Origin of the sequence: Allobosea sp. (assembly GCF_030695125.1) — a bacterium.
GTDB lineage: Bacteria > Pseudomonadota > Alphaproteobacteria > Rhizobiales > Beijerinckiaceae > Allobosea.
Genome location: NZ_JAUYTP010000029.1, coordinates 580,801 through 605,745 on the forward strand (window position 1 = coordinate 580,801; position 24,945 = coordinate 605,745).

General features: G+C 69.3%; 25 protein-coding genes and 2 tRNA genes. 15 read left to right on the forward strand and 12 right to left on the reverse strand.

Annotated elements, in window-relative coordinates; translation table 11 throughout:
* Positions 1-2: 2 nt before the first annotated feature.
* The 5 genes from Q8S38_RS11110 to Q8S38_RS11130 all read right to left on the reverse strand — a co-directional run bounded on the left by Q8S38_RS11110 (position 3) and on the right by Q8S38_RS11130 (position 4,866).
* Positions 3-572 (reverse strand): invasion associated locus B family protein, encoded by a 570-nt coding sequence (locus tag Q8S38_RS11110; RefSeq protein ID WP_305680517.1) that lies wholly within the window; start codon positions 570-572, stop codon positions 3-5.
* A gap of 178 nt (positions 573-750) precedes the next feature.
* Positions 751-2,022 carry an MFS transporter gene (locus Q8S38_RS11115; RefSeq protein ID WP_305680474.1) on the reverse strand — a complete coding sequence of 424 codons (1,272 nt, stop codon included), beginning with the start codon at positions 2,020-2,022 and terminating at the stop codon, positions 751-753.
* An 85-nt stretch (positions 2,023-2,107) separates the two neighbouring features.
* Entirely contained in the window at positions 2,108-2,986 is an 879-nt protein-coding gene (locus Q8S38_RS11120) for a hypothetical protein (protein WP_305680475.1), read from the reverse strand.
* Between the two features lie 190 nt (positions 2,987-3,176).
* Positions 3,177-4,118 (reverse strand): hypothetical protein, encoded by a 942-nt coding sequence (locus Q8S38_RS11125; RefSeq protein ID WP_305680476.1) that lies wholly within the window; start codon positions 4,116-4,118, stop codon positions 3,177-3,179.
* A 154-nt stretch (positions 4,119-4,272) separates the two neighbouring features.
* Positions 4,273-4,866, reverse strand: coding sequence for a TetR/AcrR family transcriptional regulator (locus Q8S38_RS11130; protein ID WP_371125868.1), 594 nt, complete (start codon positions 4,864-4,866; stop codon positions 4,273-4,275).
* A 409-nt stretch (positions 4,867-5,275) separates the two neighbouring features.
* On the opposite strand from Q8S38_RS11130, the gene Q8S38_RS11135 reads away from it, so the two are divergent.
* Positions 5,276-5,542 carry a hypothetical protein gene (locus Q8S38_RS11135; RefSeq protein ID WP_305680477.1) on the forward strand — a complete coding sequence of 89 codons (267 nt, stop codon included), beginning with the start codon at positions 5,276-5,278 and terminating at the stop codon, positions 5,540-5,542.
* Between the two features lie 165 nt (positions 5,543-5,707).
* On the opposite strand, the gene Q8S38_RS11140 is transcribed toward Q8S38_RS11135, so the two are convergent.
* The 3 genes from Q8S38_RS11140 to Q8S38_RS11150 form a co-directional block, all read right to left on the reverse strand.
* Positions 5,708-5,784 (reverse strand) — tRNA-Arg (locus Q8S38_RS11140).
* 174 nt (positions 5,785-5,958) lie between these two features.
* Positions 5,959-6,333, reverse strand: coding sequence for a phosphoribosyl-ATP diphosphatase (hisE, locus tag Q8S38_RS11145; RefSeq protein WP_305680478.1), 375 nt, complete (start codon positions 6,331-6,333; stop codon positions 5,959-5,961).
* 76 nt (positions 6,334-6,409) lie between these two features.
* On the reverse strand, positions 6,410-8,230 hold the full coding sequence (locus tag Q8S38_RS11150) for an ABC transporter ATP-binding protein (RefSeq protein WP_305680479.1): 1,821 nt from the start codon (positions 8,228-8,230) through the stop codon (positions 6,410-6,412).
* Between the two features lie 114 nt (positions 8,231-8,344).
* On the opposite strand from Q8S38_RS11150, the gene Q8S38_RS11155 reads away from it, so the two are divergent.
* Entirely contained in the window at positions 8,345-9,481 is a 1,137-nt protein-coding gene (locus tag Q8S38_RS11155; protein ID WP_305680480.1) for a DSD1 family PLP-dependent enzyme, read from the forward strand.
* A gap of 38 nt (positions 9,482-9,519) precedes the next feature.
* Here the strand turns inward: Q8S38_RS11155 and Q8S38_RS11160 are convergent, their stop codons facing one another.
* Positions 9,520-10,416, reverse strand: coding sequence for a helix-turn-helix transcriptional regulator (locus Q8S38_RS11160; protein WP_305680481.1), 897 nt, complete (start codon positions 10,414-10,416; stop codon positions 9,520-9,522).
* Positions 10,417-10,515: 99 nt separating this feature from the next.
* On the opposite strand from Q8S38_RS11160, the gene Q8S38_RS11165 reads away from it, so the two are divergent.
* The 8 genes from Q8S38_RS11165 to Q8S38_RS11200 are packed head-to-tail and all read left to right on the forward strand — an operon-like array spanning position 10,516 to position 17,006.
* A complete protein-coding gene (locus Q8S38_RS11165; protein ID WP_371125866.1) occupies positions 10,516-11,217 on the forward strand; it encodes an ABC transporter permease in 702 nt (233 codons plus the stop codon).
* A 5-nt stretch (positions 11,218-11,222) separates the two neighbouring features.
* Positions 11,223-11,945, forward strand: coding sequence for an ATP-binding cassette domain-containing protein (locus Q8S38_RS11170; protein ID WP_305680482.1), 723 nt, complete (start codon positions 11,223-11,225; stop codon positions 11,943-11,945).
* 38 nt (positions 11,946-11,983) lie between these two features.
* Positions 11,984-12,862, forward strand: a complete 879-nt coding sequence (locus tag Q8S38_RS11175; protein ID WP_305680483.1) for an ABC transporter substrate-binding protein — start codon at positions 11,984-11,986, stop codon at positions 12,860-12,862.
* 4 nt (positions 12,863-12,866) lie between these two features.
* Positions 12,867-13,688: a molybdate ABC transporter substrate-binding protein gene (locus Q8S38_RS11180; RefSeq protein ID WP_305680484.1), complete on the forward strand. Its 822-nt coding sequence runs from the start codon at positions 12,867-12,869 to the stop codon at positions 13,686-13,688.
* Positions 13,689-13,700: 12 nt separating this feature from the next.
* Positions 13,701-14,180 carry a tRNA (N6-threonylcarbamoyladenosine(37)-N6)-methyltransferase TrmO gene (tsaA, locus tag Q8S38_RS11185; RefSeq protein ID WP_305680485.1) on the forward strand — a complete coding sequence of 160 codons (480 nt, stop codon included), beginning with the start codon at positions 13,701-13,703 and terminating at the stop codon, positions 14,178-14,180.
* A complete protein-coding gene (locus Q8S38_RS11190; protein ID WP_305680486.1) occupies positions 14,167-15,198 on the forward strand; it encodes an iron ABC transporter substrate-binding protein in 1,032 nt (343 codons plus the stop codon). Before tsaA ends, Q8S38_RS11190 begins: the two co-directional genes overlap by 14 nt.
* 33 nt (positions 15,199-15,231) lie before the next feature.
* Positions 15,232-16,245, forward strand: coding sequence for a FecCD family ABC transporter permease (locus Q8S38_RS11195; RefSeq protein ID WP_305680487.1), 1,014 nt, complete (start codon positions 15,232-15,234; stop codon positions 16,243-16,245).
* Positions 16,242-17,006 carry an ABC transporter ATP-binding protein gene (locus tag Q8S38_RS11200; RefSeq protein ID WP_305680488.1) on the forward strand — a complete coding sequence of 255 codons (765 nt, stop codon included), beginning with the start codon at positions 16,242-16,244 and terminating at the stop codon, positions 17,004-17,006. Before Q8S38_RS11195 ends, Q8S38_RS11200 begins: the two co-directional genes overlap by 4 nt.
* Before the next feature lie 35 nt (positions 17,007-17,041).
* Here Q8S38_RS11200 and Q8S38_RS11205 read toward each other — a convergent pair whose 3' ends face one another.
* Positions 17,042-17,272 carry a DUF1674 domain-containing protein gene (locus Q8S38_RS11205; RefSeq protein ID WP_371125869.1) on the reverse strand — a complete coding sequence of 77 codons (231 nt, stop codon included), beginning with the start codon at positions 17,270-17,272 and terminating at the stop codon, positions 17,042-17,044.
* 129 nt (positions 17,273-17,401) lie between these two features.
* On the opposite strand from Q8S38_RS11205, the gene htpX reads away from it, so the two are divergent.
* The 5 genes from htpX (at position 17,402) to Q8S38_RS11230 (ending at position 23,796) form a co-directional block, all read left to right on the forward strand.
* Positions 17,402-18,331 carry a zinc metalloprotease HtpX gene (gene htpX / locus Q8S38_RS11210; RefSeq protein WP_305680520.1) on the forward strand — a complete coding sequence of 310 codons (930 nt, stop codon included), beginning with the start codon at positions 17,402-17,404 and terminating at the stop codon, positions 18,329-18,331.
* Positions 18,332-18,335: 4 nt separating this feature from the next.
* Positions 18,336-19,712 carry an RsmB/NOP family class I SAM-dependent RNA methyltransferase gene (locus Q8S38_RS11215; protein ID WP_305680490.1) on the forward strand — a complete coding sequence of 459 codons (1,377 nt, stop codon included), beginning with the start codon at positions 18,336-18,338 and terminating at the stop codon, positions 19,710-19,712.
* 39 nt (positions 19,713-19,751) lie between these two features.
* Positions 19,752-21,521 carry a heparinase II/III family protein gene (locus Q8S38_RS11220; protein WP_305680491.1) on the forward strand — a complete coding sequence of 590 codons (1,770 nt, stop codon included), beginning with the start codon at positions 19,752-19,754 and terminating at the stop codon, positions 21,519-21,521.
* 103 nt (positions 21,522-21,624) lie between these two features.
* On the forward strand, positions 21,625-23,217 hold the full coding sequence (purH, locus tag Q8S38_RS11225; protein WP_305680492.1) for a bifunctional phosphoribosylaminoimidazolecarboxamide formyltransferase/IMP cyclohydrolase: 1,593 nt from the start codon (positions 21,625-21,627) through the stop codon (positions 23,215-23,217).
* 78 nt (positions 23,218-23,295) lie between these two features.
* A complete protein-coding gene (locus Q8S38_RS11230) occupies positions 23,296-23,796 on the forward strand; it encodes a YbaK/EbsC family protein (protein ID WP_305680493.1) in 501 nt (166 codons plus the stop codon).
* A gap of 33 nt (positions 23,797-23,829) precedes the next feature.
* Here Q8S38_RS11230 and Q8S38_RS11235 read toward each other — a convergent pair whose 3' ends face one another.
* The gene (locus Q8S38_RS11235; protein WP_305680494.1) at positions 23,830-24,642 is read right to left on the reverse strand and encodes a DUF72 domain-containing protein; all 813 of its coding nucleotides are present in this window, start codon (positions 24,640-24,642) and stop codon (positions 23,830-23,832) included.
* Between the two features lie 212 nt (positions 24,643-24,854).
* Positions 24,855-24,931: transfer RNA gene (locus Q8S38_RS11240), tRNA-Met, on the reverse strand.
* Positions 24,932-24,945 lie beyond the last annotated feature (14 nt).

Sequence of the window (24,945 nt, forward strand, 5' to 3'; positions counted from 1 at the left end):
CGTCAGAGCTTCTCTTTCGCGAGCGCGTCGAGGGCCGGGTCGAGCCCGCGGGGCGACAGCGGCAGCGCCACGTCGCGCCCGGCCGCGTCCTTGAACACGATGCGCCCAGCCTCGCTGGCACGGCGCCATTGCCGCAGCACCTCGTCGCCGACAGCCGCATCGGCAAAGCATCCCGCCGGAATGCAGCGCCGCCACCCCAATTCCACCGGCTTGGCGTCCTTGTCAGCCATGATGATTTGGACGCCGCTGGGGAACGACACACTGACCGGCATCACCGCCGTGACACGCAAGGGTTCTCCGGCAGTCAGGCGGCCCAGCGCGACCTGAGCGATCGGAGTTTGCTGGCCTTGTGCCTGCATCGACTGTGCGACCTCGCAGATCCGCGACGCCTTGCCGTTCTCGCCAACGCGCTGGCAGCGCAGCGTCCAGTCGCCAAAACTCGCGGTGGTGACGCTCGGCTCGGTCGGGACAGGCTGGGAAGCCGGAGCGGCAGGCGCCGCGGTAGCGCCCGGTCTCGGCGCCGGCGCCTGGGTCTGGGCGAGGCTGGTGGAGACCAGGGGAGCCAGGGCCATCAGCACCAAGCCGACACGAGTGCGATCCAAAACCCTGCTCCTTGCCCATGCTTCGCGAAGGCGGCGATCAGCGCGCCCGGACGGTTGATTTCTCAAAACCGTGCAGACTGTGCAATATGGGAGTCAAAAATGGTCACTGTGCAGCGCAGCAGGCTGCACCGGGCACAAAGCGCCGCGCTCAGGCCACGGCGAGCCGCGATCGACCTCGCGGACCCGCGGCGGCGATCAGGATCGCACTGAGCCCGAGGGCCAGCGCGATCGGCCCGAACATGCCCCAGACGCCGAGCTTGCTGAGCAGGGCGAAGAAGGCGAGAGGAACGAAAACCGAGACCAGGCGCCCGAGCCCCCAGGCCAGCGACGTCACCGAAGCGCGCGTCTGCGTCGGCACGATCTCCGCGGCGTAGACGCCGAGCACGCTGGCATAGACGGCGCTGCAGAAGGCGAAGGCGATGCCGATTCCGATGAGGACGGCGAAATCCTCGGCCATCGCGAAAGCGAGCCCCATCAGGGCCATCGCGCAGGCAACGGCGATCAGGCAGACGCGACGTTCGATCCGGTCGATCACAGGCGCGACGAGCAGGTTTCCGAGGATCGGCCCGATCATGATCAGGCCGGCTGCAACCACGGAATCGGCGATGCTGAAGCCCTTCTCCACCATCACCGCTCCGCTCATCAGGGGGAATCCGATCGTTGCCCAGGGCGCGAGGGCGTAGACACTGCACAGGAACAGCATGGGTCGCGGCTGTCCTCGCGACGGGTCGGGTTCTGTGGCCGGAGCCGGTGCATCGGGCGCGGGCTGGAGCGGCATCACGCAGCGCGCGCCGGATCTCCCGAAGCGTCGCAAGGCGGCCTCCGCTTCGGCGTGGCGGCCGGCCGCGGCCAGCCAGCGCGGCGATTCGGGCAGCAGCGCGAGCAGCGCCGCAGCGAGCGCGGCCAGAATGGCGCCCGAGCCCAGTGCCCAGCGCCAGCCCTCGATCTCCAGCCATGTCGGCGAGGTCGCGCGCATCAGGAAGATGATTGCGGGAGCGCCGATGAAGGCGAGCCCGGCACAGAGGAAGATCATCGTCCCGCGTCGGCGCGGCGGCATGACATCGGCCAGATAGGCCGCGATCAGAGGCGGGCACGCCCCGATGCCGAGCCCGGAGAGGAAACGGAAGCCGATCAGGGTCGAAGGACTCTGGCTGGCCGCTGCGCCCAGAGACCCGATCGCGACGAAGAGGAGCGCAGCCTGCAGCGACAGGCGCCGGCCGGCCCGGTCTCCCAACCTCCCGAAGACAGGGGCTCCGACGGCACCGCCTGCGAAGATGGCGGCGAGAAACAGCGACAATTCGGTCTGCGTCATCCTGCGCGGCGGAGCCTGGAAGACGGCTCCCAGCGCGTTGCCCAGCGCGACCTCGGCGATGTCGGCGAAGAGCGCCAGCGTCAGGACGGCGAATATCGCCAGCCGCATGCGGCCGAACGGCAGGGCGTCGAGGCGTGCTGCGACCGTCGCATCGGCTGCGGGCGAGGCGTCCCGTTCGGCCTCGCTCGGTCGCTCAAGGGGCGGGACTGCCCCACCCCTCGGCCATGGCGCTGGCGGCGACGATGGCGGTGGCGAGGCTTGGGATCGGGGCGTCTGTCGTTTCACGAAAGGCTTCGTCGATGATTGCGAGTTTGGCGGCCTGGAAGCGAGCATAATCGCCACGGAATGCGCGCGAGAGCCAGAGCCGCGAACGCCCGGGCTGGCCGCTCCATCCGATTGCACCAATCTCGATGGCGGCGGCGAGGATGCGGCCCGTATGCGTACGGGAGATGTTGAACGGGCGTGCCAGCGCCGAAACCGAGGTCACGTCGGTCAGGGCCCTGTCCTCGTGATCGGCGGTGGTGATGTCGAGACCGGCGATCAGCCGGTCCATCAGGTTCCCGCCTTCATCGACCGAGGCGAAAACCGCATAGGTCGCGGGTGGCGTGCGGATCAGGGGGCAAGCGAGGAAACGGTCCGCGACGGCGGGTTCGAGATCGGCCACGAGCGCTGCGCCATCCGCCTGCATGCGGGGGGCACGGCTGCCTCCATCAAGGCCGTCGATCACCGCAAGATGCAGCCGGTACCACTCGCTCAGGCCCCACAGCGTGGCTGCCGCCGGCTCGACCAGCTCGCCGCGCGCGCTGTCGCGCCTCACCGGCTGGATGATGCCGTAATGCAGCGCCTCGGCGAAGGAGGCGGCCGCCGTGTTGCGGCTCGACAGACCGTGGGCGAGCGCAAGATCGACGACGTCGCGGCGGGTGAGGCCGGCCTTGCCGTTGCGCAGCCCACGGAAATAGGCCCCGAGCGTCGCATGCGAGATCAGGCAGCGCTGCTGGGACGAGAACTGGGACGCCAGACGCGGTGCAAGGTTCTGGACCGCCAGAAACCCGCCCGCCAGACGGTGGACCAACCCGGCAAATCGCGGATTGGCCAGTATCTCTGCGACCCGCGCGTCCAATGTCGGCATCCCCCGGCAAGGCGTAGCTTTCAGTGGCCCTAGAACACATGGCGCAGTTTAGAGCAATATGTGAAATTGAAGGTGCGGCCGCAGCGGCCCGTTGGCTGACGCCGTCGCTTGCCGCCTGTCCTCTCCCGGTCGTTCAGGGACGCGGGTGGGCGGAACAATCCGCCATGCCGGTCGCGGTAATGTTGGGATGGGCCATGGCGCGGGGCTCGATCTGCGTTTCCGTCGCTTCCCGAAAGGCTGCTTCGATGGCCGCGAGCTTCGTCGCCTGCACGCGGGCAAAATCCTCCCGGAACGCACGCGAGAGCCAAAGCCGCGACCGCCCGGGAAGGCCGCTCCAGCCGATCGCGCCGCTCTCGATGGCGGCGGCGAGGATGCGGCCGGCATGCGTCCGCGAGATGTTGAACGGGCGCGCCAGGGCCGAAACCGAGGTCACATCCGTGAGGGCCCGCTCCTCATCCCGCGCGGTGGCGACATCGACACCGGTGATGAGCCGGTCCATCAGGCTGCTGCCCTCGTCGACCGAGGCGAAGATCCGATAGGTTGCCGGCGGGGTCCGGATCACGGCGTTGGCCAGGAAGCGCTCCGCCACGGCGGGCTGAAGCCTGGCCAAGAGCGTTGCGCCGTCGGCCTGCAGGCGCGTCGCCCGGTCACCGCCATCGAGGCCGTCGATCGCAGACAGATGCAGCTTGTACCATTCGCTCAGGCCCCAGAGCGTGGCTGCGGCCGGCTCGGCCGGACCGCCGCGGCCGCTGCCGGGCCTCACCGGCTGGATGATCCCGTAATGCAGCGCCTCCGCGAAGAAGGCCGCGGCCGTGTTGCGGCTGGACAGGCCGTGATCGAGCGCGAGATCGACGAAATCCCGTTGGGTGAAGCCGGGCTTGCCGCTGCGGAGGCCGCGGAAATAGGCGCCGAGTACCGCATGCGAGATCAGGCAGCGCTGCTGGGCCGCAAACTGCGAAACCAGCCGCGGCGCGACATTCTGGACCTCCAGAAATCCGCCGGCGAGACGATGGACCAGCCCGGCAAATCGCGGATCGGCCAGCATGTCTGCGACCCGCGCATCCAACGTCGGCATCCGACCCCCCCGGAACGGCACCCTCTGCAGCCACGCCTTGAACACAGGACCCAATCCAGAGCAACACAAGAAATGGTGCGCGGATCAGCGGTCTTATGCGACGTCAGGCTCGCGCCGGATGGCCACGCCACAGCGTCCGCCGCTGGCTTGCAGATCAGCTCCGGGTTTCCAGCAAGCCGTGCAGCAAGGCACCGACCATGGCCCGGTACCGCAGATGGATCTGGTCGGGGGCGATCGGGGGGAGGCTCTGATTGGTCCCGCGCGCGCCATCGGCGAGAAGCTGCGCGACCTCGTCTGCGGAGATGCCGGGTTTGAGCTGCAGCCGGTTCGCCGCCTGGAGTTCGACGAGAAAATCAGCCAGTTGCGACTGGAAGGAAACGGCGGACGCGATCATCAGATCGCGGCAGCGACGGAACGCCTGATCGTTCAGTTCGACCGCATGGGGCGAACTCGCGAGGCGGCGGCGGGTATGGCCGTAGCGGGTATCGAGAATGGTCGCGACGATCGTCACGACATCGCTGCCCTCGGCAAGTGCGGCGCGGCCGGCGGCCATGCCCTGCTCGACGGCCCTGTGGTTGACGTCCTCGATCAGGAGACGGAACGCATCCTCCTTGCCGCTGATGTGATTGTACAGCGTCCTGCGGGTGACATCGATCGCCTTGGCGAGGCCGGTCATGGTGATGTGCTCGTAGCCGTGATCGAGGAAGGCTCGCTCCAGCCGAGATGAGAGTTCCGCGCGTGTCATCATCTCACGTTCCCGATCACGGCCGGTCCATCGGTCAGGGCATCCCCTTCGCCGCGAGAATCCGCCCGGCTGTTCTTGCCCTCCTCCGAGGGGCGAAAGCAATCAATCCCCCAGCCGACCAAGCCATCATCCACTGGATCATGACGATAGGGAAGCGCGACGCCCTGCGCTCCCGGGCTGACGGCCGCTCGCGCAAAAACAGGTCAAGCCACCACGCATCAAAGCAGTCGCCCTGTTGTCGCAGTACATATTCCGGCTTCACACGGATTCCGGAACCTCCGGGCCACACCGCCCAGAGTGACTATTTTTGAATTCTTCGACACGCCCGAGGAACGGCCGTTGACGAAGAGCAGAAGCAAGTGAAATAGCGCGCAGCGTCGTGATGGAACGGCGTTGAACCTAAGGAATCATCATGAATATCAAGATTCTTACGCTGCTTCTCGGCGGCAGCCTTTGCTTGGCCTCGGCCGCCCATTCGCAGAGCGCCGACGACCGCAAATGGGTGGCCCAGTGCCTGAACGACAACCAGGCCGCCAAGGTGAGCACCGCGGTCGTGGCGACCTATTGCACCTGCATGAACAACAAGATGAGCGACGGCGAAACGCGATCGATCACCCAGTGGGAAAAGGCCAATCCGAACGCACGCCGCGCCTGCGAGCAGGAAGCCGGCTGGAACTGAGACACCGTCAAAGCCGCTTCATCGGTCGAGGCGCGCGCGACGCGCGGGCGCCTCTCTGACCCGCCTGACCCATGAAGACCAGCCGAAGACCGAGGCCGCCTGAACCCGACCTCAGGCCGCCAAAGGCGGCTCTGTGCGGGAGTGTCACTGATCGATCGAAAAAAATGGCGCGCCCGAAAGGATTCGAACCTCTGACCCTCAGATTCGTAGTCTGATGCTCTATCCAGCTGAGCTACGGGCGCGTATCGGGGCCACGGCGTTTGCCTGTCGCCCGATGTCGGCGGATTTAGCCGCTCTCCCCCGTCTTGGCAACCCTCAATGTCGCCGGCTCCGGAAAGTTTTGCCCGGGCCTCGCCGTCAGCACGCCTGCGCCCGATCGCGGCGCACTCCGGGGCCTTGCGAAGGCGCCCTGCGCCTCAGCCCTTGAGCGCGAGCAGCGGCAGCGCCGACGTCGCCCGGCGCGCGAGGGCTTTCCCCCGGCTCTTGGGCAGCTTCTCGGCGATGCCGTAGAGTTGCTCGCGGCGGTCCATCTCGCGCCAGACATCCTCCGGCGCGATCCCCATCTCGCTCCAGAGGACCACGAGATTGTAGATCAGATCGGCGCTTTCGAGGATCGTCCGCTGGCGGTCGCCCTGCACCGCCTCGAGCCCGACCTCGAACGCCTCCTCGGCCAGCTTCTTGGCCATTTTCGGCAAGCCTTCGCCTGCCAGCCTCGCGGTGCGCGACAAGGCCGGGTCGAGCGAGCGGGCGCCAAGGATGGCGGCATGCAGCCGGTGGATCGAATCAGCCATGACGGCAGAATCCGCGCGGCCGATGAGGATTTGATGACAAACGCACGACATCAGCCGCGGCGGCGCAGCCCGGCGCTCAATCCTCGATGAATTGCAGCCGGTGAAGCCGCGCATAGGCGCCCTCGCGCGCCAGCAGCGCCTCATGGCTGCCGGTCTCGACGATCCTGCCCTCTTCGAGAACGACGATCAGATCGGCCTCCCGCACGGTCGAGAGCCGGTGGGCGATGACCAGCGTGGTCCGGTTCTTCATCAACCGGCCAAGCGCCTGCTGCACCAGCCGCTCGGATTCCGCATCCAGCGCGCTCGTCGCCTCGTCGAGCAGCAGGATCGGCGCATCCTTGAGGATGGCGCGCGCGATCGCGATGCGCTGGCGCTCACCGCCCGACAGCTTCTGGCCGCGCTCGCCGACGGAGGAAGCATAGCCCTCCGGCATCGCCATGATGAAGTCATGAGCGGCGGCGTCCTTGGCGGCGGCGACGATCTCCGCGTCGCTGGCGCCGGGCCGCCCGAAGGCGATGTTGGCGCGCACAGTGTCGTCGAACAGCACGACATCCTGGCTGACGACGCCAATTTGGGCGCGCAGCGAGGTCAGTGTCAGCCCGCGCAGATCCTGCCCGTCGATCTCGACCCGGCCCGCGGTCGGGTCGTAGAGCCGCGGCACCAGCGCCAGCAGCGTCGATTTCCCCGATCCCGAACGGCCGACCAGCGCCGTGGTCCTGCCGCCCTGCGCCACGAGGTCGATGCCCTCCAGCGCGCGCGCATCGTCGCGATAGCGGAAGCGCAGCTGGCGGAAGGCGACCTCGCCCGGGCCGACCTGCAGCGGCCGGGCGTCCGCAGGCTCGACGATCTGCGGCTTCTCGTCGAGCAGAGCATAATAGCGCTTCAGCGACGCGCCGGCCTCCTGGACGATGGCGTTGAGGTTGCCCAGCGAGCGCAGCGGCTGCGCCGCCAGCAGAAGTGCCGAGACATAGCCGGTGAAATCGCCGACCGTCGAACCGCCGCCGGTGATGCGCACGCCGATCGCCGCCAGCACGCCCGCGACCGCCATTCCGCCGCCGACCTCGAGCAGCGGATCGAGCCGGCCGCGCGCATTGGCGGCTTTCATCTTGAGCGCCCGGATGGTCTCGAAGGCGGTTGCCGCGCGCCGCTCGAGATAGGGCTCGAGCGTGTCGGTCTTGGCGACGCGCGCGCCCTGCAGGCTCTCGGTGACGAGGCTCGCCATCAGCCCGGTCTGCTCCTGCTGCGAGGTCGCCATGCGGCGCAGCTTCCGGCCGATCTTGCCGATCGGATGCGCGACGATGGGCGCGATCAGCATAACGACCAGCGTCATCTGCCAGTCGATCCAGAACATCGCGCCCACCAGCGCGACCGCGGTGAGCACGTCGCGCACCGCAATGTTGATCAGCCGGGTCAGCGCCTCCTTGACGAAGGTGAAATCGGTGGTGAAGCGCTGTGTCAGCGAGGCCGGGTTTTCGCGATGCAGCTGCGCCAGATCGGCGCGGATCAGATGCGAATAGAGCGCCGTCTGCATGTCCGCCTCGATGCGGCTGACGACGCTGTTGGTCATCACAGTCTGGGCCAGCAGCGAAAACCCCTTCACCGCCGTGACGATGACGACGACGACTGCAACCGCGTTGACCACGCCGATCTCGATGCCGAGCGACTTGGAGACCAGCCGCTCCATGCGGCGGACGAAGCCGGTCGCCTCCGCCGTCATCGGGTCGGCGAAGGCATCGAACGCCGCCTTGATCAGCAGCGGGTAGAAGCTCGTCGTCGCCGCGATCACCACGACGAGGCCGAGGATCATCGCCATCTGCGGCAGATAGGCTTTGACCTGCTCGCGCCAGACGCGGAGGAGAAGCGCGAAGGTGTCGTCGGTGACGCGGCCTATCTTCATGGCGCGCGACCTATCATGGCGGTGGCGGGAGCGCTACCGGCGCTGTCGGGCCTTGCCCCGGACAAGAAGCTGGCGTCCCATGGTGGCGACCGATTCAGGAAAGCGCGACAGACCATGCCCTTGCATCCGCCGGCCCAGGCCGGCCAGAGCTTCAACGAGATCGACACCCCCGCCCTGATCCTCGATCTCGACGCCTTCGAGCGCAATCTCGTCACCATGGCGGCCTATACGCAGGGACATGGCGTCCGGCTGCGGCCCCACGCCAAAACCCACAAGAGTCCGGAGATCGCGCTGCGCCAGATCGCCCATGGCGCGGTCGGCCAGTGCGTCCAGAAGGTCTCGGAGGCGGAGATCCTGGTCGAGGGCGGTGTCACGGACGTGCTCGTCAGCAACGAGATCGCGGGCGCAGCCAAGCTCGACCGGCTGGCGAAGCTCGCCCGCCAGGCGAAGATCGGGCTCTGCGTCGATCATCTCGACGGGGTGCGCGAGGCTGCCGAGGCCGCCGCGCGTCAGGACGTGGTCCTCGACGTGCTGGTCGAGATCGATGTCGGTGGCCGCCGCTGCGGCGTCGCGCCGGGCGAGACGGCGGTGAGGCTGGCGGAAGCCATTTCGCGCAGCAACTCGCTGCGCTTCGGGGGCCTTCAGGCCTATCACGGCACCGCCCAGCACATGCGCTCGATCGACGAGCGCCGCGAGGCGATCGAGCGCGCGGCGCTCGGCACCCGCAACACGATCGAGCGGCTGACGCAGGCCGGCCTGAACTGTGCCGTTGTCGGCGGCGCCGGCACCGGCACCTTCGATATCGAGAGCCAGTCGGGCATCTGGAACGAGATCCAGGCGGGGTCCTACATCTTCATGGACGCCGATTATGCCCGCAACCGCACCGCCGACGGCACGCCGTTCCGCACCTTCGAGCACGCCCTCTTCGTTCTGGCGGGGGTGATGAGCAAGCCGGTGCCCGACCGGGCCATCGTCGATGCCGGCCACAAGGCGGCCGCGGTCGATTCCGGCATGCCGACACCCTATCGGCGCGAGGGCATCGTCTACACCAAGCCCTCCGACGAGCATGGCGTGCTGACGGGCGACCCCATCGCCATGCCCCATCGCGGCGACCGGATCCTGCTGGTGCCGGGCCATTGCGACCCCACCGTGAACCTGCACGACTGGTATGTCTGCGTGCGCGGCCTGCACACGGCGGATGCCCATGTCGAGGCGCTCTGGCCGATTGCGGGGCGCGGCGCCCTGACCTGACCTGACGCGCGGACGCGTCTTGCGCCGGCAAAGACGCGTCAACGGTTGAGCCGCACCGCCCCGCTGCTGGACAGATCGTAGCCGCCGAGCTCGCGCGCCCGGGCGGCCATCGCCGTGCCGCGCATCCAGCCCAGCAGGCTCTGAGCGGCCGGCTCGAAATAGCTCCGGCGGCGCATCACCAGATCGACATGCTCCCAGACCAGCGGCAGGAATTCGAGGCCGAATGCGGTCGCGATGGCGCGCGAGGCGACGCCGCAATCGGCGCGACCGGTGCGGATGGCGAGCGCGAGATCCTGGCCCGTGGCACAGATCCCCTCCGTGAGGACCATCGCCGTCGCGGTCAGCGCCTCGCGCTCGACCAGGCTGTTCAGGAGGAGTTGCGCGCCCGCGCCTGCCTGGCGCTGCGCGAACCGTGCCTGCTGGGTGACCGCCGACGCCAGGCCGGACAGGCCCAGCGGATTGCCGGGCGCAACCAGCAGACCCTGCTCGCGGCGCGCGAAGCCGATCACCACGGCATCGTGGAGTCCTGATTCCGCCATCACGGCCGCCGGATTGGCGCCGTCATCGTCGGGCGTGGCATGGAGATGGATGGCCGCGATCGCGACCTCGCCGCGCACCAGCCGGTCGAGCCCGGCTTGTGAGCCTTCGGCCAGCAGGGCCAGCCCGCAGGCGGAATCGCGTACCGCCACCTCGAGCAGGGAATCCTGGCTGCCGCCGATGATCGGCGGAGGCGATACCGGTTGCATCCCTTCCGGCCGGGAGAGCCCCGCCTCGAGCCAGCGGTCGAGCGCGGCGCGCGGAAACAGCCATTTGCCGCTGACCTTGGTGCAGGGCACGGCGCCGCTGGCGACGAGGTCGTAGAGCTTGCGCTCCTTCAGCCGGAGGTAACCCGCAGCCTCCTCAGTCGTCAGATAGATCTGATCCTGCACTGACATGCATTGACCTGCGTTGGTTCCCCTGTTGGCATTTGGTCGCATTGAATTCTAAGAAAGACAAGTCTTTGCAGGGAACCAATAACCAGGGAGCGGGCCAGCTTGGACTTCGGAGCGATCTTTTCGGCCGCCTTCGCCCTGATCGTCGGGCTTGATCCGGCGTTCCTCGCGATTGTCGGCCTGTCGCTGCGGGTCACGCTGACGGCGGTGCTGATCGCGGCTCTGATCGGCCTGCCGCTGGGCGCCGCACTGGCCCTGGCGCGCTTCCGCGGCCGCTCCGCGGTGATCGTCTGTCTCAATGCGCTGATGGGCCTTCCGCCCGTCGTCGCCGGCCTCGTCGTCTTCCTGCTGCTCTCGCGCTCGGGCCCGCTCGGGCCGCTCGGGCTGCTGTTCACGCCGACGGCGATGATCCTGGCGCAGGTCCTCCTCGTGCTGCCGATCGTCATCGCGCTGACCCGCCAGACCGTCGAGGATCTCTGGGGCGAGTATCGCGACCATCTGCGCTCGGTCGGGCTGGAAGGCGTCCGCGCCATCCCGACCCTGCTCTTCGACGGCCGCTTCGCGCTGGCCACCGCCCTGCTCGCCGGCTTCGGCCGCGCCAGCGCCGAGGTCGGCGCCGTGCTGATCGTCGGCGGCAACATCGCCGGCTACACCCGCACCATGACCACGGCGATCACGCTCGAAACCTCCAAGGGCGACCTCCCGCTGGCGCTCGGACTCGGCCTCGTCCTGATCGCCCTGACGCTCGCCATCAATGCGGTTGCCTTCGGCGCCAGCCGGATCGGCGCACGTTATGCCGGGTGAGCTTCATGCGTGACCTCGCCTCGATCCTGCCGCTCGACGTCCGCGCCGTCGCCTTCCATGGCGACGGGCGCCGGCTGGTCGACGGCATCAGCTTCCAGCTTCCGGCCGGCGGGCTGACCGTGATTCTCGGCCCCAACGGAGCCGGCAAGTCGCTGACGCTGCGGCTCTGCCACGGCCTGCTGACGCCGAGCGAGGGCAGGATCGCCTGGGCGCGCGGCGCGGAGGGGCGCAACCGGCGCCACGCCATGGTTTTCCAGAAGCCGATTATGCTGCGCCGCTCGGTCGAGGCGAATGTGCTGCACGCGCTGGCGGCGGCGGGTGTCGCCGGTCCCGAACGTCGCGAGCGCTGCCGCACCGCGCTCGAACGCTTCGGCCTCAGCGAGCGCGCCGGCCAGGCGGCGCGGCTGCTCTCCGGTGGCGAGCAGCAGCGGCTCGCTATCGCCCGCGCCTGGGCCCTGCGGCCCGAACTGCTCTTCCTGGACGAGCCGACCTCGCAGCTCGACCCCGCCGCCACCCGCCAGATCGAGGAACTGCTCTCCGGCCTGGTGGCCGAGGGCATCACGGTGCTGATGTCGACGCATGATCTCGGCCAGGCGCGGCGGCTGGCCTCGCGCGTCCTGTTCCTGCATCGCGGCCGGCTGATCGCGAATGCGCCGGCCGCCGACTTCTTCGCCGGCCCGGCCTCCCCCGAGGCGCGCGCCTTCCTCGCCGGAGAGCTGATCTGGTGACCCCTGCCATGACCCACAAGAACCCCAAGGAGACGACCATGACCACGACCCGACGCCTGCTCCTCGCCACGGGCTTCAGCGCCGCCCTGACCGGCCTCGCGCTAGCCCAGACCACGACCGCGACGCCGCCGGCCGCCTCGACCCCGGCCGCGACTGGTACCCGCTTCATCACGGTCTCTTCGACCACCTCGACCCAGGATTCCGGCCTGTTTGGCCACATCCTGCCGCTATTCAAGGCGAAGACCGGCATCGAGGTCCGCGTCGTCTCGCAGGGCACGGGCCAGGCGCTCGACACCGGCCGGCGCGGCGATGCCGACGTCGTCTTCGTCCATGCCAAGGCGCAGGAAGAGAAATTCGTCGCCGAGGGCTTCGGGCTCGAGCGCAAGCCGGTGATGTACAACGACTTCGTGCTGATCGGCCCGAAGGCCGACCCGGCCGGCATCAGTGGCACCAAGGACATCGCCGCCGCGCTGGTGAAGATCGCCGAGAAGGGCGCACCCTTCGTCTCGCGTGGCGACAAGTCGGGCACGCATTCGGCCGAACTCGCGCTCTGGAAGGTCGCGGGCGTCGATCTCGCCGCCAAGAAGGGCGCCTGGTACCGCGAGATCGGCCAGGGCATGGGTGCGGCGCTCAACACCGCCGGCGGCATGGGCGCCTATGTGCTGGCCGACCGCGGCACCTGGATCTCCTTCAAGAACCGTGGCGACCTCACGATTGCGGTCGAGGGCGACCGTCGCCTGTTCAACCAGTATGGCGTCATCGCGGTGAACCCGGCCAAGCACCCGCATGTGAAGATCAATGACGGGCAGGCCTTCGTGAACTGGCTGGTCGGCCCCGAGGGGCAGAAGGCGATCGCCGACTACAAGATCGAAGGGCAGCAGCTGTTCTTCCCGAATGCGACGCAGGCGGGCGCGTGATCCCATGCGCCACAGCCTTCTTGCAGGCCTGCTCCTGATGGGCGGCCTCGCCGCGAGCTCCGCCGCCCGCGCGCAGGAGCCCGTCCTCCTGCATGCGGCCGGCAGCCTGCGGGCCGCGCTCACCGAGGTGACTCAGGCCTTCACCGCCCAGAGCGGCCTTGCCGTGAAGCCGGCCTTCGGCGCCTCGGGCCTGCTGCGCGAGCGCATCGCCAAGGGCGAGGCGGCGGAGGTCTTCGCATCCGCCGATCTAGGCAACCCCCGCGCTCTGGCGAGGGAGGGGCGCAGCGGCGCGGTCGTGCTCTTCGCCCGCAATGAACTCTGCGCCTTCGTCCGTCCCGGCGTCGCCGCGACATCGGAGACGCTGCTGGAGCGCATGCTCGACGCGAACCTCAAGCTGGGCACCTCGACCCCGCGCGCCGACCCGTCAGGCGACTATGCCTTCCAGGTGTTCGCGCGGGCCGAGACGGTGAAACCCGGCGCCCGGGCGGCGCTGGAAGCGAAGGCTCTGCAGCTCACCGGTGGGCCGGGCAGCGCGCCGGCGCCGGACGGGCTCAATGTCTACGGTCACAACCTTGCCAACGGCACGGCCGACATCTTCCTCGCCTATTGCACCAATGCGGCGCCGATCGCGAAGGAGCAGACCGGGATCCGCCTCGTCAGGCTGCCGCCGGAGCTGGCGGTGGGCGCCGAATACGGGCTCACCGTCATGAACGGGGCCTCGCCAAATGCGGGGCGCCTCGCCATGTTCATCCTCGCGCAGGAGGGCCAGGCGATCCTGGCCCGGCACGGCTTCGCCGCGCCGACGCTCCCGCGCGAAGGCGGCTGACCGGAGACACCCATGGACTGGCAGGCGACGCGACCGGGCGAAACCAGCGCGCCCTTGCCCGACCGGCGGGACGCGCATCTCGTCTTCATCGGCCGCCTGCGCACGCCCTTCACCACGCGCAACCAGTGCCCGCGGCAGGGGGACGCCGAGAACGGCCCGGTCTGCCGCGCAGAGATCGACGACCCCTGGCAGGCCGCGCTCGCCGGCATCGAGGGCTTCGCCTGGCTCGACCTGCTCTACTGGATGCATCAGGCACGGCGCGACCTCGTCACCCAGACGCCGCGGGGCGGCGCGCCGCTCGGCACTTTTGCGCTGCGCTCCCCCGTGCGGCCCAACCCGATCGCGCTGTCGCGTGTGCGGCTGCTGGGCGTCGAGGACGGCGCGCTGCTGGTGCGCGGGCTCGACTGCCTCGACGGCACGCCGCTGCTCGACATCAAGCCGCATCGCTGCCTGCACAGCGCGAGACCGGAGCCCGGCCATGCCCCGTCCTGACCGCCGCGCCCTGCTGACCGGCCTCGCCGCGCTCGCGGCGTGGCCCCGCGCGGCGCAGGCGGCGACGGTGCGAGATGGCGCAGGCAGGGACGTCGCCGTCCCCGCCACCGTGACGCGCGTCTTTCCCGCCGGGCCGCCTGCCGCGATCCAGCTCTACACGCTCGCGCCCGATTTGCTGCTGGGCTGGCCGCGCGCCAACCGGCCCGAGGAGCGCGAATTCCTGCTGCCGGGCATCGGCGATCGCCCCGAGATCGGCCGCATCACCGGACGCGGCAACAGCGCCAATCTCGAAGCCGTGCTCCAGCTCAAGCCCGACCTGATCGTCGATTCCGGCTCGACGGGCAGAACCTATGTCGAGCTCGCCGAGCGGGTGCAGGGCCAGACCGGCATCCCCTATGCGCTGCTCGACGGCCGCTTCGGCGCGATCCCCGAGAGCTATCGCGTCCTCGGCCGGCTGACCGGCCGCAGCGAGCGTGCCGAGACGCTCGCGACCTGGTGCGAGACGACGATGCCGGCGATCCGCGGACGCATCGCCGGCATCCCGGCGCAACAGCGGCCCTCCGTCTACTATGCCCGCGGGCCGCGCGGTCTCGAGACGGGGCTCGGCGGCTCGATCAATGTCGAGACGCTCTCCTTCCTCGGCGCCCGCAACGTCGCCGACCAGCCCGGAAGCGGGCTCGCGCAGGTTTCGCTCGAACAGGTGCTGGCCTGGGACCCGGAGGTGATCGTCACCATCGACCTCGCCTTCTCCGAGAGCGTGCGCCGCGATCCCGCCTGGGCCAGTGTGCGGGCGGTAAAGACAGGCCGCGTCCATCTCTCGCCCAAGATCCCCTTCGGCTGGGTCGACTTCCCGCCCTCGGTCAACCGCATGGTCGGGCTCTGGTGGCTGGCCAAGCTGCTCTATCCGCAAGCCTTCCCCGAAGACATCCGCGCCATCGCGCGCGACTTCCACACGCTGTTCTATCAGGTCACGCCGAGCGAGCCGCAGCTCGATCGCATCCTCGCGGGGCGGGGGTGATGGCCGTGACACCGTCTGGGCGGCTCTGACCCCATGCGCCCCTCGCTCCTGCGCGGCAACGCCATCGCGCTCGCTTTGCTGGCGCTGGCCATCCTGCTCGCCTTCGGGGTCGGGCGCTTCCCGGTCGCGCCTGGCGATCTCGCGCGCATCCTCTGGTCGGGCCTGAGCGGCCAGCCCTCGGGCCTGTCGCCGCAGGTCGAGACGGTGATCTGGAACATCCGCGGCCCGCGCGTGCTGGCAGCGCTGCTCTGCGGCGCCGCGCTGGCGGTGGCGGGCACCGCCTTCCAGGGCCTGTTCCGCAACCCGCTCGTCTCTCCCGACATCCTCGGCGCCTCCTCGGGAGCCGCGCTCGGGGCCGTGCTCGGCATCTATCTCTCGCTCGGGCTCTTCGCGATCCAGCTCGCGGCCTTCGCCGGCGGGCTGCTGGCGGTGGGCGCCGTCTATGCGGTCGGCTCGACGATCCGGCGCGGCGACCCCGTCCTCGTCCTCGTCCTGACCGGTGTGGTCGTCGGCTCGCTGCTCGGCGCCGGCATCGGGCTGATCAAATACTGGGCCGACCCCTACAACCAGCTGCCGGCCATGACCTTCTGGCTGCTCGGCAGCCTGGCCGGCACCGACCGCTCGGATCTCGTGCCGCTGCTCGGCCCGGTCCTGGCGGGCTCGGCGGTGCTCATGGCGTTGCGCTGGCGCATGAACGCGATGTCGCTGCCGGAGGAGGAGGCCCGCGCGCTCGGCCTGCGCACCGGCCCGTTGCGGCTGGCCATCGTCGTCGCCGCGACGCTGGTGACGGCGGCGAGCGTCGCCGCGGCCGGCATCATCGGCTGGGTCGGGCTCGTCGTGCCCCATCTCGCCCGCTTCCTCGTCGGGCCCGACTTCAGCCGGTTGCTGCCGACGGCGGCCCTGCTCGGCGGCGGCTATCTGCTGGTCATCGACACGCTGGCGCGCACGGCAGGCCCGGTCGAGACGCCGCTCGGCATCCTCACCGCCGTGATCGGCACGCCCTTCTTCATCTGGCTGCTCGCCTCGGCCCGCGGAGGCTGGTCGTGAGCCTCGCCGCCGCCGATCTGGTCTACGGCTATCGCGAGCGCGTCATCGGCCGCGACATCGCGTTGTCGCTTGCCCACGGCGAGGTTCTGGCCCTGCTCGGCCCCAATGGCAGCGGCAAGACCACGCTGCTGAAGACCCTGCTCGGGCTGCTGCCGGCGCGCGGCGGGACGCTGCTGCTCGACGACCGCCCCCTCGCCACGCTCTCGCCGCCGGAACGGGCGCGGGCGCTTGGCTATGTCCCGCAGGCCCATGCCGGCACGTTCGCCTTCACCGTCGAGGCCGTGGTGCTGATGGGCCGCAGCGCCCATGCCGGGCTGTTTGCGGCGCCCTCCGCGCGCGACCACACTGTTGCCGCCGCGATGCTGGAGCGCCTCGGCATCGCGCGGCTGGCGCAGCGGCCCTATACGGAGATTTCCGGCGGAGAGCGCCAGCTCGTGCTGATCGCCCGCGCTTTGGCGCAGGAGCCGGCCTATGTCGTGCTCGACGAGCCGACCGCGAGCCTCGATTTCGGCAATCAGGGCCGGGTGATGCAGGAGATCCGGCGGCTCGCGGCGGAAGGGCTCGGCGTGCTGTTCACCACGCATGATCCCAACCAGGCGCTGCGCCACGCCGACCGCGTCATGATGATCCGCGACGGGCAGGCCATCGCCAACGGCCGGGCGGACGCGTTGCTGACGCCGGAGCGGCTGGAACAGCTCTACGGCGTACCGATCGAGACCGTGCAGGACGGCGACGGCCGCATCGCCTTCCTGCCGGGCTAGCAGAAGGGGGCTGAACCGGCGCGGACAGCCCGGCTTCAGAAGTCGCTGGCGAGGCCCTTGACCTCCCAGTCATTGTAGCGGACCGGCTCGAGCCCACCGCGGCCGTCGATCTCGCGTGCGCCGGCAAGCTCGGCCGCGCGGGCGTCGATCGCCGCGCGGCGCGCCTGCGCCTCCGCCAGGGCCCGCTCGGCGGCTGGCGACAAGGTTTTGACGAGCGCGTCTCCGGCAACCGCGGCAGCAACGGCCTGTGCGCTGGTCTCGTTCATCATCACAGCCTCTCTCGTCGCAGCCTCTCTTGCAGGATCGGCATCGCCTTCACCACATAAGCTGCAAATCCGCATCCGGGGAGAGGCATGACGCCGCGTTGCCCGTCGATGTGAACCATGGGGATGACGATGAACTATGTCCGCACCGGCATGCTGATGGCCGGTCTCACCGCGCTGTTCGGCGTGGTCGGCTATCTGCTCGGCGGCAGCGGCGGCATGCTGATGGCGCTGGGCTTCGCCGCCGTCACCAACCTGTTCAGCTACTGGAACTCCGACCGGCTGGCGCTCGCCGCCCACAACGCCCATGAGGTCGACGAGCGGAGCGCGCCGGAGCTCTACGGCATGGTGCGCGACCTCGCGGCACGCGCCAACATGCCGATGCCGCGCGTCTACCTCATCGATGAGGACCAGCCCAACGCCTTCGCCACCGGCCGCAACCCGCAAAATGCCGCCGTCGCGGCCACGACCGGCATCATGCGCACGCTGAGCTATGAGGAGCTGGCGGGCGTGATGGCCCACGAGCTCGCCCACATCAAGAACCACGACACGCTGACGATGACGATCACCGCGACCATGGCCGGCGCGATCTCCTCGCTGGTCACGTTCGGCATGATGTTCGGCTCGCGCGAGAACCGTCCCAACATGATCGTCCAGATCCTGCTCTCGATCCTGGCGCCGATGGCGGCGATGGTGATCCAGATGGCGATTTCGCGCTCGCGCGAATACGAGGCCGACAAGCTCGGGGCCGAGATCTGCGGCAATCCGGTCTGGCTGGCCGATGCGCTCGCCAAGATCGCCGGCGGCGTGGCGCATACGCCAAACGAGACGGCGGAGGCGAAGCCTGCTACGGCGCATATGTTCATCATCAATCCCTTGACTGGCGGCGGCATGGATTCCCTGTTTTCGACACATCCCGACACCGGCAATCGCATCGCCGCGCTGATGGAGCAGGCCCGCGCCATGGGCATCGGCCGCAGCGGCGGCGGCTTCATGAGCCAGGCGGCCCAGAGCCCCTGGGCCGGCGGTGGCGCGGGCCGCGAACCCGGGCCCTGGGGCTGATCCGGTGGCGAAGGCACTGAAAACGGACGATCTCCCCCACGATGCGCGGCAGGACGAGCCTGCCGACAGCGGCACCGGGCCCGCCCCGGGCCTGCCGGCCCGCAAGCTCGCCGCCGCCGTCATCGACGAGGTGCTCCGGGCGAAGCTTTCGCTCGACGACACGCATGAGCGGCTCGCGCCGGCCTATCATCTCGATGCCGCCGACAGCGCGCTGGCGCGGGCCATCGCGATCACCGCCTTTCGCCGCCTCGGCACGATCCAGGACGCGATCAACGCCAGGCTCGAGCGCGGCAGCCCGCGCAATTCCGGGCCCTTCGAGCCGATCATGGTGGCGGCCGCCGCCCAGATCCTCTTTCTCGACGTGCCCGACCATGCCGCCGTCGACCTCGCCATCCGCCACCTCCACGAGGATGCGCGGTCATCCCGCTATGTCTCGCTCGGCAATGCGCTGCTGCGGCGGCTCGCCCGCGAACGCGAGGCGATCCTGGCGGAAGCGGTCGATCCGTTTCTCGATACGCCGGAATGGCTGACCGAGAGCTGGATGGAGAGCTATGGCGAGGACACGGCCGCTGCCATCGCGGCCAGCCATCGCGACGAACCCCCGCTCGACATCTCGGTGAAGAATTCTGCCGAGGACTGGGCGCTCAAGCTCGACGGGCTGCTGCTGCCGACGGGCTCGATCCGCCTGCGCGAGCGCCAGGGCATCACCGGCCTGCCCGGCTTCGACGAAGGCGCCTGGTGGGTTCAGGACGCCGCCGCCGCGCTGCCGGTGCGCCTGCTCGCGCCCCAGCCGGGTGAGCGCATCGCCGATCTCTGTGCCGCACCGGGCGGCAAGACCGCGCAGATCGCCGCGCTCGGGGCGATGGTCACCGCCGTCGATCGGTCCGGCCCGCGCCTGCGTCGCCTCAGGGCCAATCTGGAGCGGCTCGGTCTGTCGGCGGAGATCGTCACCAAGGATGCGACCCTCTGGGAGGTGGAGCCTTTCGACGCCGTGCTGCTCGATGCCCCCTGCAGCGCCACCGGCACCATTCGCCGTCACCCCGACGTCGCCTGGACGAAATCGCCCGACGACCGCGACAAGCTCGTCGCCCTCCAGGCCCGCCTGCTCGAAGCGGCGGCCCGGCTGACGAAGCCGGGCGGACGGCTGGTCTATTGCACCTGCTCGCTCGAGCCGCAGGAGGGCGAGGCCCAGATCGAAGCGTTCCTGCAAGCCCATCCGAACTTCGTCAGAAAGCCGATCGAAGCGGCAGAAATCGGCGGTCTCGGCGAAGCGATCGACCGCAATGGCGATCTGCGCACCCTGCCCCACCAGCTGCGCAACGACACGCCGCGCCTTTCGGGATGGAGCGGATTTTACGCAACCCGCCTGATCAGGCTATGACGGAGCGGGGATTCGCTTTCGCAGTCAGCACCAGGCGTAATGGGTACGGGGCGTATCGGGGCATTGAACGGCTGGTCGGAGCGCAGGGGTCTGGCGCAAGCCGCGATCGCACGGGCGGCGCGGCGGACTCGCGGCCAATGCATCGGCATCCTGCGCCGGCTCTGGCCCTTCGGCCGTAACCCGGCGACGCGGCTGCTGTTTGCACCGCATGATCTGCGCACCGCGGACCCGACCAACGCCGGCGACATCTATGCCGGCTATTATGCCTTTGCCGGCCGCACCCTTCGCACCCATGGCGAAACGCCCTTTGACAGCGAGCCGCCGAGCGAGGCCTGGGCCGAGGCCCTGCATGGCTTCGGCTGGCTGCGCCACCTCCACGCGGCCGACACGGCGATCGCCCGCGCCAACGCCCGCGCGCTCGTCGAGGACTTCATCGCCAAGAAGCGCGAGCGCGGCGAGATCGCCCGCCGCCCGGCCGTGGCGGCCCGACGGCTGATCTCGCTGCTGTCCCATTCGCCTCTCCTGCTCGAGGGGGCCGACCATGTCTTCTACGAGCGCTTCCTGCGGCATGTCTCCCGCCTCGCCGACCGACTGAACCTGGCGCTGTCGGGCGCCGTCGAGGGTGCGACGCGGCTCAACTGCCTGATCGCCGTCACCTTCGCCGCCATCTGCCTCGACGGCCAGGACGGGCGTCGGCGGCGGCTGGAATATGCGCTCTCCGACGAGCTCGATCACCAGATCCTGCCCGATGGCGGCCATCTCAGCCGCAATCCCCGCCTGCTGATCGAATTGCTGCTCGACCTGTTGCCCCTGCGCGAAACCTTCATGGCCCGCGGCATCGAGCCGCCGCGCGGTGTCCTGATGGGAATCGAGCGGATGATGCCGCATCTGCGGCTGTTCCGGCATGGCGACGGCGCGCTCGCCTTGTTCAACGGCATGGGCACGACGCCGCCGGACCTGATGGCGACGCTCGCCGCTTACGACGATGCCCGGGCCCGCCCGATCGAGCAGGCGACCTATTCCGGCTACAGCCGGCTGACGGGCGAGCGCAGCATCGTCATGGTCGATGCCGGCGCGCCGCCGCGCGGCGCCCATTCGGTCGAGGCCCATGCCGGCTGCCTCGCCTTCGAATTCTCCAGCGGCGCGCAGCGTCTCATCGTCAACTGCGGCACCAGCCGCCACGGCTCGGCGGAGTTGCGGCTGGCGGCGCGCAGCACCGCCGCCCATTCGACCGTGACGCTCGATGATCGCTCATCGGCCAGCTTCGGCCGGGTGCTGGGCGAGATGAGAATCGTCGCCGGGCCTTCCGACGTCCGCGTCGCCCGCCAGGACACGCCGGCCGGGCAGGAATGGGTCGGCAGTCATGACGGCTACAGGCGCGGCCTGGGTGCGGTTCATACCCGCCGCCTGCTGCTGGCCCGCGACGGCGCCTCGCTCTCGGGCGAGGACGAGATCACGCTCACCGAAACGCCGGCGACCCTGCACGCCATCGCCCGTTTCCATCTGCACCCGCTCGTCAAACCCAGCCTGATCCAGGAGGGGAAAGGCGTCCTGCTGACACTGCCCAATGACGAGGTCTGGGCCTTCGAGGCCTCGGGCCTGATGGTGTCGATCGAGGAAAGCATCTTCCTGGCGGCCGCCGACGGCCGGCGGCGCAGCGAACAGCTCAGCGTCGTGTTCGATGCCGTCGCGACACCGCAGATCCAGTGGCGCTTCAGCCGGATCGGCGCTGCGGCGCCCGCGAGCGGCCGGTTCAGGCCGCCCCCTCCCGGCGCCGATCCTCAGCCGGAACCGACCGGCGAGACATAGGTCACAGGCGCCCGCCTCTTTGCTTTGCGCAGCGCAGCATGATAGCTCGCCCGCAACTGCCGCCGACAGACCGCGTCTGCCTCATCACACTGGACATATCCCGATGCCGACCGAGCTCCGCCGCGTCGAACGCGCCCTTCTTTCCGTCTCCGACAAGACCGGGCTGATCGACTTCGCCCGCGCCTTGCACGCGCACGGCATCGCGCTGGTCTCGACCGGCGGCACCGCCAAGGCGCTCAGCGAGGCCGGGCTGCCGGTCACCGACGTCTCCGATCTCACCGGATTTCCCGAGATGATGGACGGGCGCGTCAAGACCCTGCACCCCAAGGTCCATGGCGGCCTGCTCGCCATCCGCTCCCATCCCGAGCACCAAGCCTCGATGCTGGGCCACGGCATCGCGCCGATCGACCTGCTCGTCGTCAACCTCTACCCCTTCGAGGCGACGGTCGCGGCCGGCAAGCCCTATGACGACTGCATCGAGAACATCGACATTGGCGGGCCGGCGATGATCCGCGCCGCCGCCAAGAACCACAACGACGTCGCGGTGGTCGTCGACGCCTCCGACTATGCCGCCGTGCTGGGCGATCTCGCGGCCCAGAAGGGCGCCACCACGCTGACCCTGCGCCGCAAGCTCGCCCAGAAGGCCTATGCCCGCACGGCGGCCTATGACGCCGCGATCTCGAACTGGTTCGCCAACGAACTGGGCGACACCGCGCCGACCTATCGCGCGCTCGGCGGCCAGTTGGCCGAGACGATGCGCTACGGCGAGAACCCGCATCAATGGGCGGCCTTCTACCGCACGCCCGGCAGCCGCCCCGGCGTCTCGACGGCGCGCCAGGTCCAGGGCAAGCAGCTCTCCTACAACAACATCAACGACACTGACGCCGCCTTCGAATGCGTCGCCGAGTTCGATCCCTCCACCTCGGCCGCCTGCGTCATCGTCAAGCACGCCAATCCGTGCGGCGTGGCAACCGGCGCCTCGCTGCTGCAGGCCTATGAGCGCGCGCTCGCCTGCGACCCGGTCTCGGCCTTCGGCGGCATCGTGGCGCTGAACCGCAGGCTGGATGCTGAAGCCGCCCGCAAGATCGTCGAGGTCTTCACCGAGGTGATCATCGCGCCCGATGCCGACGAGGAGGCGATCGCGCTGATCGCGGCCAAGAAGAACCTGCGCCTGCTCCTGACTGGCGGCCTGCCGGATGTGCGCGCGCCCGGCCTCTCGCTGCGCACCGTCTCCGGCGGCTTCCTCGCCCAGGCGCGCGACAATGCCGTCGTCGACGACATGGAGCTCCGGGTCGTGACCAAGCGCCAGCCGAGCGAAGCCGAGCTTGCCGATCTGCGCTTCGCCTTCCGCGTCGCCAAGCACGTCAAGTCGAATGCGATCGTCTATGTGAAGGACGGCGCCACCGTCGGCATCGGCGCCGGCCAGATGAGCCGCGTCGATTCCTCCCGTATCGCCGCCTGGAAGGCAGCCGAAGCCGCCAGGGCGGCAGGCCTTCCGGAGACGCTGGCCACGGGTTCGGTCGTCGCCTCCGACGCGTTCTTCCCCTTCGCCGACGGCCTGCTGGCCGCGGCCGAAGCCGGCGCGACCGCTGTGATCCAGCCCGGCGGCTCGATGCGCGACGACGAGGTGATCAGGGCCGCCGACGAGGCCGGCCTCGCCATGGTCTTCACCGGCCACCGCCATTTCCGCCACTGAGGACGGCGCGGCGATGGCGAGGGCGCAACGGCGAATGCGGGCGGAGCCTCTGGCGCGTCGTCAGCGGCGGGTGGCGCGATGAGTCTCGAATCCGTTCGCGCCTTTTTCGCGCAGCGCGCGCCCGACATCGCGATCATCGAGACGCCTGACAGCAGCGCCACCGTGGCCCAGGCCGCGGCCGCCCATGGTGTCGAACCCGCGCGGATCGCCAAGACCTTGTCGCTGCGGATCGGCGACCGCGTCGTGCTGGTGGTGGCGCGCGGCGATGCGCGTCTCGACAACCGCAAGGCCAGGGCTGCACTCGGCGGCAAGCCGCGCATGCTCGACGCCGACGAGGTTGCGGCCATCACGGGCCATCCGATCGGCGGCGTCTGCCCCTTCGGGCTGGCGACACCCTTGCCGGTGTACTGCGACGTCTCGCTCGGGGCGTTCGACGAGGTCGTGCCGGCGGCAGGCTCGACCCACAGCGCGGTTCGCATCGCACCCGAACGGATGGCGGCGCTGACCGATGCGGAATGGGTCGATGTCTGCCAGGATTTCGCCGGACAGGAGACCCGCGGACAGGATCCAGGCGCGTAAGCGACCCGGAGCCGGATCGTCGCGCCTCCACACTCAGCCTTTGGCCGCCAACCGCTGCGTCAATGCCATGGCTGCGGCCGGATTGCGGACCTTGTCGCCGCTGATGACATAGAGGAAGACGTCGCGGGGCTGGCGCTTCGGCGGGTCGGGAGCCACTGGCTCGAGATCGCCGGGCATCGCGCCTTCGGCCCAGGTCCGGGCGCGCTGCGCCCAGTGGTCCAGTTCTGCGGGGGCATACCCCTCCGGCTGCGCTTCGGTCGTGCCCATGATCCGGGCATAGACGAAGGGCGCTGTGAGATCGGCAATCTTGGTGTAGTCGCTGTCGGCAGCGACGATCGCGGCGACGCCGTGATGGCGTAACAGCGCGATGAAATCGGGCGTCCGGAAGCTGTCATGGCGAACCTCGACCGCATGACGGATCGTGACGCCATTGACCGTGTTCGGCAGGAGCTTGAGGAAAGCCTCGAAATCGTCCGGGTCGAACTGTTTCGTCGGCATGAACTGCCAGTTGATCGGCCCGAGCTTCTCCTTCAGCTCCATCACCCCTCCAGCGAAGAACCTCTCGATGGAGGCGCCGGCCTCGGCCAGCACCCGCCGGTTGGTGATGTAGCGCGAGCCCTTGACGGCAAAGACGAAGTGGTCGGGCGTCTCTGCATGCCAGCGCGCAAAGCTCTCGGGCTTCTGCGAGCCGTAATAGGTCCCGTTGATCTCGATCGAGCCCAGCCGCTGTGCGGCATATTCGAGCTCGCGCTTCTGGGGCCATTTGTCGGGATAGAAGGCGCCGCGCCAGGGCTCGAACACCCAGCCGCCGATGCCGACCCTTATGGTGCCGCGTGGCGTCGTCATCGTCGATCTCCCAACTGAGTTGCAGCGTGCCGGCAGCAAGAAGCGCGGTCGGCACGGTGCGCGAGGGAGACTCTATCAGAGTGGCCGGGGGACTGGACGCGCCCACGTGACAGAGGGTGGCAGCAGTCGCCATTCCGGCAGCAAGGCCCTCTCCCCGGTCGCGCCTGAACGCAAAACCCCCGCCTCTGTTTGAGACGGGGGTTTGTGTGTTTTGGTTGCGGGGGCCAGATTTGAACTGACGACCTTCAGGTTATGAGCCTGACGAGCTACCGGGCTGCTCCACCCCGCGGTGAGTTCTGGTGC